The organism is Vibrio sp. 10N.222.48.A3 (genome assembly GCF_041475345.1).
Lineage (GTDB): Bacteria > Pseudomonadota > Gammaproteobacteria > Enterobacterales > Vibrionaceae > Vibrio > Vibrio tasmaniensis_A.
Genome location: NZ_JBFRVX010000625.1, coordinates 1 through 8,148 on the forward strand (window position 1 = coordinate 1; position 8,148 = coordinate 8,148).

The following is an 8,148-nucleotide window of genomic DNA, read 5'->3' on the forward strand; positions in this document are numbered from 1 at the left end:
CTAGCTGGTTAAAACGCTCGATAACGGCGTTAGAACTTTTGATTGTAGAATAACTACTTATCAAAAATTTCTGCCTTGTTCTCAAGCCTTTTTCCTGCGCTATTTCTGATCACTTACTTACTGTGATTGGTATAAACTGGCAGCCAATAAAAATGGACGCTTATTCAGCGTCCATTTGATATCACATTAAGAAGAGATCGACCTTAAGCCGTACTTAGTTCTCTCCGTATTAGCTATTCTCGTACTAGCCTTTTTCCGGGTTAGTTCTCTTCGTGATTGTAAACATGTACATCTCGTTGAGGGAATGGAATCGTGATGCCCTCTTCATCGAAGCGTTTCTTCACGGTTTCCGTCACATCCCAATACACTTCCCAGTAGTCATCTGTCTTAACCCAAGGTCTTACAACAAAATCAACTGAAGACGTATTCAAGGTGTGAAGCTTGATCATATGCTCTGGTTTTTTCAACACTAGAGGGTGAGCAAGAATGATGTCGTTCAATACCGATTTTGCTTTATCGATATCATCTGAGTAACCGATACCAAAAACCATATCAACACGTCTCACACGCTCTGCTGTGATGTTGTTGATCACGTCACCCCAGATCTTGTTGTTTGGGATCACCAAGCGTTGGTTATCGATGGTTTGAACGGTTGTCGATACTAAGCTCATGTCTTTTACAGTGCCTTGAACACCAGCGACTTTGACCATGTCGCCAACATCGTACGGACGGTAGATCAAGATCATCAAGCCCGATGCAAAGTTAGACAGCGTATCTTGCAATGCAAAACCAATGATGACACCCGCAACACCGAAACCCGTTAATAGTGGTGCTAGCTCAATCCCTATTTGAGACAGGGCGATCAGCAAACCAACAAACACGACCGCTTTAGATGCAATTGATACAAAGAAGTCCTGCATCAATACACTGAAGTCCATTTTAGAGTGCGAAACACTCTTACGAACGGTTTTACGAGCCACATTAGCAATAAGGCGAGTTACATACAAAATACCGAGGAAAAGCGCGAGTTTAACGATAAATGAAGGGGTATTTTCAAAAGCCCATGAACTGAATGAACGAAGCCAACCATCCAACAACTCCAGTGCAACATCAACATCCAATACATCAGCGTTAATGTCGCCGGTGGTCGCTAATAGAATACGCTTGTACGAGGTGACATCCACACCAAATGGCACCATCATGGAGATACTTTTCTCTAAGCTGGCAACCATAACGCTGGTTCGTTCTCTGAAACGTATTAATTCAGTTTTTATCGTCGCCTTTTCTTCTTCACTCACAAAAGACAAACGGCGCTCTAAATCTTGACGCTGCGTGTCTGTGTAGAGAATCGCATTTGTCAGATATTGCGAACGAGAAGCTAGTGCGGTTTTTAACTGACTTTCCGCAGCCGATACATCAACGCCTCGATCTTTTGACCAACTTAAGGTCTTAGAAAGTTGCTGATAGTAGTCATCCATCATTCCGATACGTTTTTGAATCAACAATTCAAGACGCTTTTTTGCATCCCCTTCAGCCGAACGGTTGTCTTTGCTCATAGAGACAATTTTAACTTCGTTCAATGACAGTAAATGCTGTAAAAGCTCTACTTGCTGGGCAAGAACAGCGTCTAAGCCTTGCTTCTTATCAGATGATAATTGGGAGGATATCTCTTTGCGTAGTGCTTGGTTCTTTCTTCGCAATATGTCTTCTAGAAACGGCTTTTCAGCATCGTGCGCTGTTTCTAATGTAGTGAGGTCCAGCATTAGCTGGTCTTGTACTTCTGCTATTTTATCGACGCTTTGCGCAAAACTTCCAAATGCGACAAACGCCAACATTAACAATAGACAACGCCAAACCTTCATCATACTAATTCCTATTATTGTCTAAATTGACCCTATAAATAGTAGTAAAAAGAAGATGGATAACAAGCATTTAAACGTATGTTGTGTTAAAACTTTGCAAATTATCAGCCTGTATCTAATATTTGAGAGTTCCAATCCCCTCTTATGACCTGTAGAGTACGCAACCAACAAAGAACAACAGCCAATATCGTCATTTAGGTGCATGTACTAAATCGCCTTAAATCCTATGTTGGCTCACAGCAAAAGAGCATAAAAATGAACAACGAACTTGATGTTATTGAGTCTCTAGAAGAGCTAGAGCAATTCCTAATTTCAGTAGAAGCAGGGGGCTTAGGTCTTGAAGACGTTGAAGGCGTAGGTATGGCCACCAATAATTCTGATGGTCGTCATTTCGTTGCAGTATTCAACAGCAGTCACAAGGTTTTACTCGCTCGCTGGATCACTAAAGAAATCTTTGAAAATGGTAAAGACCTTGTGCGCAACGGTCCTCGCCGTTCTCACTAAATCTTTCCAATAGCACCAATGGTTAAAGCCCAATATGTCCATCTGCGATCTGTTGGGCTTTTTTGTATCTCCTCATGATGAATAGAGCATTCTATACAGGATAAATTAGCGATAACTTCCAGTTGTTGTGAACTTTATCTAGAACTCAATGTCGTATTCGCGTGAGTTGTTGTTTATGCATCGTGTATCTACGGTATATCGCGTTTATGCATCGTTTCACTTTAACAATTTCATGACTTGTGACTCGAAGAGAACTTATTTAAGCTAGCCACAATTCAACAAGCTCGCTTGAGCGACTAACGACTAACTGATTCGACTACTGACTGATTTGCTGAATACACCATTACTTTTCTTATCTCAACAGAACCGCCGACAAAAGCATTCGCTTTGGGCGCTGTTCCTTACCGGACTGGTTATCGTAATCTGTCTGGCGAGTGCGCTTTCTACAAACAAAGTAACCACTTCAGCTTCCCTAATTGGACAATCAATACTTGTCGGCGCAGAAACTAGCCATCCACAAGCAATCGGCGCATCTTTCGATAAAATGTCTGAGCTCTATGCCAGCGTTTTTAGTTCAGAAGCTTCTAAAACTCTGTCAGCGCCAAACTCTAGCGCGTGCAGCCTAAGCTCCAAAATGCTCACCTTCGCAACACCTAAAACAGGTTGGCTGATTCCTTTTATCCTGTTTATTGCTGTTGCGTACAGCCTATCACCGCACATATCGAGATTGTCTAGAGATAACCATCGCTCTTCTCGACCTACAAAACACCGCTTACATCTAAAGCACTGTATATTTAGAGAGTAAATAACCGGGCTACTACACCCTTTTATTTATTTTTTGGAGATACATTTGTGTACAACACACTACTAACTAAGTTTGTCGATTCGTTGGCATTCTGCATGCGTACATGCGCGAAAACGCTAGTCACTGCCCTTTTGGTTATGACGTCATTTACTGCTTTGGCACAGACGACGGGCTGGCTCAGCGTGCCTGAACATCCACCAGTCAAGATGCGAATGATGTCGACGGGTGAACAGTCGGACGACGGTTCTAAGATTCAAACCGTGCTGGATGTCGTTCTCGACGGCGATTGGAAAACCTATTGGCGTAGCCCCGGCGAAGGTGGTATCCCGCCAAGTTGGGACTGGTCTGGTTCAACAAACATAGAGTCGGTAGAGTGGCATTGGCCGCTCCCTAAGTACTACGAACAACTCGACGTGATGACGTTAGGCTACAAAAAACACGTCAGCTTTCCCGTTACGTTGACACTGAAAGACAACACGAAGCCAGCACTGTTCAAGGCGTCGTTCACCTTTCCGTCGTGCACCAATATCTGTGTGTTAACCGATTACGACATCCAATTGCCGATTGATCCGCAAACATTAGAGCTCGATGAAGAAGCGATGTTCTTGTTCAATCAAGGCATGAGCCAATCTCCACGAGAAGCTAACCGCACTTCAGTGAACGGCCTGTTCTGGGATAAAAGTAAACAACAACTGGTGACTCAGCTAACAAGTAAGGAAGGCTGGGATAAACCGATGGTATTGATTGATGGGCAAGAAGTGCTTGATGACTTCTTCTCTCCACCAACCGTCCACATCACAGACAATACAATGACCGCAGTATTCGATGTGAGTAACTGGATCGGCGAGGTCAACTTAACGGATCGCACAGTGAGTATTACCGTTTCAGATACTAACTTTGCCGAAGAGATGACCGCGCAAGTTGAGTCAGACCCGATAGCTTACCAAACAAGCAACAACAGCTTTCTAGTCATGCTTGGCTTTGCTTTAATTGGTGGTTTGATCCTCAACATCATGCCGTGTGTTCTACCCGTATTAGGAATGAAGTTAAACAGCATCATTCAGAACCAAGGTGCTTCAAATCGCCACATCCGACTCTCATTCCTAGCGTCTGCTGCGGGGGTTATCACTTCGTTTTCGCTACTAGCTCTAGGCATGACCGTTCTGAAAATGGGTGGCAATGCGATTGGTTGGGGAATCCAGTTCCAAAATGTTTGGTTCATCGGGTTCATGCTGGTCATTACCCTACTGTTCTCAGTTAACCTGCTCGGTCTATTCGAATTCAGGCTTCCATCAGGCTTGAACACTTGGATGGCAACCAAAGGCGACGACTCACATTCAGGTCACTTCATCCAAGGCATGTTTGCGACACTATTGGCAACGCCTTGCAGTGCTCCATTCCTAGGAACTGCAGTGGCTTATGCTCTGGGCGCAAGTTACCAAGAGTTGTGGGCTATCTTTATCGCACTCGGCATTGGTATGAGCGCACCTTGGTTGATCTTCGCGTTATTCCCAAGCCTAACTAAATTGCTACCAAAACCGGGCGCGTGGATGTTCAAAGTTAAGTTGGTATTCGGCTTAATGATGTTCATCACCAGTCTGTGGTTAACAAACCTGCTGAGCCCATTCGTTGGCAAGTTCCCAACCATCTTGTTGTCACTGTTTATCGTCGTTTCAGTGTTAATTTGGATTGGCATGAAATTAGGACGCAAGGTACTGATTCCTATCATGGCAACCACAACCTTGGTATTTGGTGCTGCATTGATCGTCGGTAGTGTTACTGCTGATAACTGGGCAACGCCAATTGTCGATAACCTTGATTGGCAGAAACTGGATGCGAAACAAATCCCTCAGTTGGTCGAGCAAGGAAAAACAGTCTTTGTCGACGTGACTGCTGAATGGTGTATCACCTGTAAAGCCAACAAAATTGGCGTCATTCTTCAAGATCCTGTCTACAGCCACCTGCAACAAGAAGACATTGTTTTGATGAAAGGCGATTGGACAACACCAAGTGAAAGTGTCACTCAATACTTACAAAGTAATGGGCGATTTGGTGTGCCATTTAATATCGTTTATGGCCCGAGCTATAAAAATGGTATTCCATTACCCGTAATTCTAGACAGTGACACTGTTATTCAAGCCATCGACGCTGCGAGATAATTGATGAAGACGCCCAACAACGAACAAAAGCCTAGCTCTGCTGAAGATAACGCTGTAAAGGCTGAAACCAAAAAGCCAAGCCGTCTTAAGAAGTGGGGAAAGGAACTCGTTTCAATGATACTGATCGTTGGCGTGGTTTCGTTTGCCATGGATTTTTACCACAGCAGAAGCATGCCTCAAGGAGACGCGATACCAATCGTGGGTCAGTCGATCCAAGGGGAAGATATTGATGTTATCGAGCTAAGCAAAAGCGGTAAGCCCGTTATTGTCTATTTTTGGGCGACTTGGTGTAGCGCGTGCAAATTGGTGAGCCCGACGGTTAATAGCTTCAGCGACTCCCATCAAGTAGTTTCTGTCGCACTTTCATCTGGCCCAGACGAACGTGTTCAGCGCTTCTTAGACGCCAAAGAGTATGACTTCCCTGTTATCAATGATCTCTCTGGATCGATCAGCAGAAGTTGGGGAGTCAATGTCACGCCAAGTATTGTCATCATCAAAGATGGAAAGATCAGCAGCATCGCAACCGGCGTTACTTCCCCTATCGGCCTGTGGTTAAGAACCTACTTTGCATAACTCGCTCACTAAGAAAAACAGAGCAGAGCAAATGAACCGATTAAAGCCAATTTAACAAACAATAATACCGTGAGCGCGACCCAAAACGTGCTCACGATTATCAAGAATTAGAGAAAAACAACATGAAAAAACATCTGATTAGCACACTGATTTTAGGCTCACTAATGAGCACAAGTGCCTTCGCTGAGTTAAGCACAGAACAAACCCAGCAACTTGAAGAAATTAACCAGTTCCTGAAGGAGAACCCTTCTACGATCTCAGGGCTGCATACCAGTTTAGAGCAGTACGTAGCTGGCCAAGCGCAAGCAAAGAAAGCTCAAGCGGAGAGTCACGATTGGTTGTATAACAATGACGCTCACCCAATCACGGGCAACCCGAATGGCAAATCAGTAATCGTTAACTTTACTGACTACAACTGCCCTTACTGTAAGCGCTTGGAAAAAGGCTTGGTTCAATTAGCCTCTGAAAACAGCGACATTAAAGTGATCAACGTGTACTTGTCATTTAAGCAGCAACAAGTAGATGGCCTTGATACCAATGCAGCTCTATACGCGATGAAAGTATGGAAAGATAACCCAGCAGCCTTCCCTGAAGTCAACAGACTGCTGATGGCAAAAAGTGGTATTCACTCGAAAAGCTCACTAGAAGCCGTAGCCAAGAAGACAGGCACAGAAGCGCAATTGGACACAACTTCGGAGCAAAGCGACATACTGATGACCAACCACCAAGCCTTTAGCGCTCTAGGTTTAACCGGCACTCCAACCATGATGATGAACGGAAATGTTTTACCGGGATATGTGCCTTACGACCGACTAAAAGATATCGTGGATGATGCTTTTTAATCGAGCGTAGATAGAGATAAAGACTAGAAAGAGAAGTGAATAAAAGCCGACTCGCGCAACACCCAGTCGGCTTTTTCATTGTTTGAATAAAGTAGATAGTCCATTTACCTTAAATTTAAAGGTGAGTTGAATCCTAAAAACGACCAAAGTTAAAACGCGTACATTCTTTTGTCCGTCGATAGTTCAAAACAGTACTCTGCGTGTTTTCTAAGGCATTCAAACACTTCTCGATCCAACTTATAACTATCAACTTGGTCCGTTAATATCGCTAGAGTTTCTTCCAGTGTCATACCTTTACGATAAGGGCGAGACTGGGTTAATGCTTGGAATACATCGACTACAGCAACAATTCTACTGGGTTGATCTAAATCTTCAGCCGTTTTACCCATCGGATAGCCTGAACCATCTAACCTTTCATGGTGGTCGGAAGCCCACTGACACACCTGAGGCGAACTAAACAACTCCTGCAGCGCGAATCGAGTATCTGTCGCATGGCGTTTAATACAACAGTATTCTTCGTCAGTGAGCAAATCTGGCTTATGAAGAATGTCACCAGGGGTTTGCAGTTTGCCAATATCGTGAACTAAACCAGCCAAATAGAGCTTTCTCTGCGTTGTGTGAGAATAACCAAGTTGTTTAGCTAAATATTCAGAAAGTTGCCCTACCTTCAACGAGTGCTTGAAAGTGAACGAGCTTTTCGTATCAACGACATTAGCAATAAACTCGGCAAAGGCGACTGTCTCATCCAGCGACATTTGCTGAGAGAAAAAGGGTACAGGTTCAAAGTTATCTCTCATATTCTCGATGTAAGGGGTCTCCATCGAGAACCAAAAATCATCCAGATCAACCAACTCACACATGTGCTGTACAAGATTGGTTTCGAACATCTCGTCCGCTTGCTCAGTCAAACGTCCAATAATGCTCGCTTTACCGTCTGGGGTTAGGTTCCCATAACGATCAGAAGCTGTTATGCCATATAGATAGTCAACTCTGTCAGCAAGCATCACAACTGCAGCCAGTTCCTTTTCTAATTCACTGATATTCATAGTCTTTAGATCTAACCAAGGGGTATGATGATAAAGAACTGGCTTAGCAAATATAGAAAGAACAGGGCACTCCTTTAAAATTTGGTAGCCCTTTTGACAATGGTAATAAGTCGAGTCGGGAACAAACCCCGAATTCAGTCGACGTTGCTCGTCTATTTGCGACACTCCGCAGTCGTGAATTAGCCCTAACGAAAATGCGAGCTGTGCCTGCTCCTCTTCCCACCCCACGCTCAGAGCACATCGATACGCGATGTAACCCACCCTCTGTCCATGGTTTTTGCTTTCAAAACCGACGTTATCAAGCGCCTTAGCAATACCAAATAGAGCCTTTCTTAGGTCTACGGTTACCTCTTGGCA

General features: G+C 44.0%; 7 protein-coding genes. 5 read left to right on the top strand and 2 right to left on the bottom strand.

Translation table 11 applies throughout. The features are described 5' to 3' along the window. Positions 1-260: 260 nt before the first annotated feature. On the bottom strand, positions 261-1,865 hold the full coding sequence (locus tag AB4653_RS17350; protein WP_102258192.1) for a mechanosensitive ion channel family protein: 1,605 nt from the start codon (positions 1,863-1,865) through the stop codon (positions 261-263). Between the two features lie 252 nt (positions 1,866-2,117). On the opposite strand from AB4653_RS17350, the gene AB4653_RS17355 reads away from it, so the two are divergent. The 5 genes from AB4653_RS17355 (at position 2,118) to AB4653_RS17375 (ending at position 6,745) form a co-directional block, all read left to right on the top strand. Further along, positions 2,118-2,366: a hypothetical protein gene (locus AB4653_RS17355; protein ID WP_009844760.1), complete on the top strand. Its 249-nt coding sequence runs from the start codon at positions 2,118-2,120 to the stop codon at positions 2,364-2,366. 328 nt (positions 2,367-2,694) lie between these two features. Next, entirely contained in the window at positions 2,695-3,171 is a 477-nt protein-coding gene (locus AB4653_RS17360) for a hypothetical protein (RefSeq protein ID WP_157936401.1), read from the top strand. Between the two features lie 95 nt (positions 3,172-3,266). Continuing rightward, the gene (locus AB4653_RS17365; RefSeq protein WP_102258200.1) at positions 3,267-5,330 is read left to right on the top strand and encodes a protein-disulfide reductase DsbD; all 2,064 of its coding nucleotides are present in this window, start codon (positions 3,267-3,269) and stop codon (positions 5,328-5,330) included. 3 nt (positions 5,331-5,333) lie between these two features. After that, entirely contained in the window at positions 5,334-5,903 is a 570-nt protein-coding gene (locus AB4653_RS17370; protein ID WP_009844757.1) for a protein disulfide oxidoreductase, read from the top strand. Between the two features lie 122 nt (positions 5,904-6,025). Next, positions 6,026-6,745: a DsbA family protein gene (locus tag AB4653_RS17375; RefSeq protein ID WP_102258193.1), complete on the top strand. Its 720-nt coding sequence runs from the start codon at positions 6,026-6,028 to the stop codon at positions 6,743-6,745. Between the two features lie 149 nt (positions 6,746-6,894). On the opposite strand, the gene AB4653_RS17380 is transcribed toward AB4653_RS17375, so the two are convergent. Next, positions 6,895-8,148 (bottom strand): HD-GYP domain-containing protein (locus tag AB4653_RS17380; protein WP_372104830.1); only part of this gene is annotated, 1,254 nt, incomplete at its 5' end.

Excerpts from the sequence above, each read along its gene's own strand:
- AB4653_RS17370 (WP_009844757.1), top strand. The coding sequence starts at position 5,334 with ATGAAGACGCCCAACAACGAACAAAAGCCTAGCTCTGCTGAAGATAAC.
- AB4653_RS17350 (WP_102258192.1), bottom strand. The coding sequence starts at position 1,865 with ATGATGAAGGTTTGGCGTTGTCTATTGTTAATGTTGGCGTTTGTCGCA.
- AB4653_RS17375 (WP_102258193.1), top strand. The coding sequence starts at position 6,026 with ATGAAAAAACATCTGATTAGCACACTGATTTTAGGCTCACTAATGAGC.
- AB4653_RS17365 (WP_102258200.1), top strand. The coding sequence starts at position 3,267 with ATGCGTACATGCGCGAAAACGCTAGTCACTGCCCTTTTGGTTATGACG.
- AB4653_RS17355 (WP_009844760.1), top strand. The coding sequence starts at position 2,118 with ATGAACAACGAACTTGATGTTATTGAGTCTCTAGAAGAGCTAGAGCAA.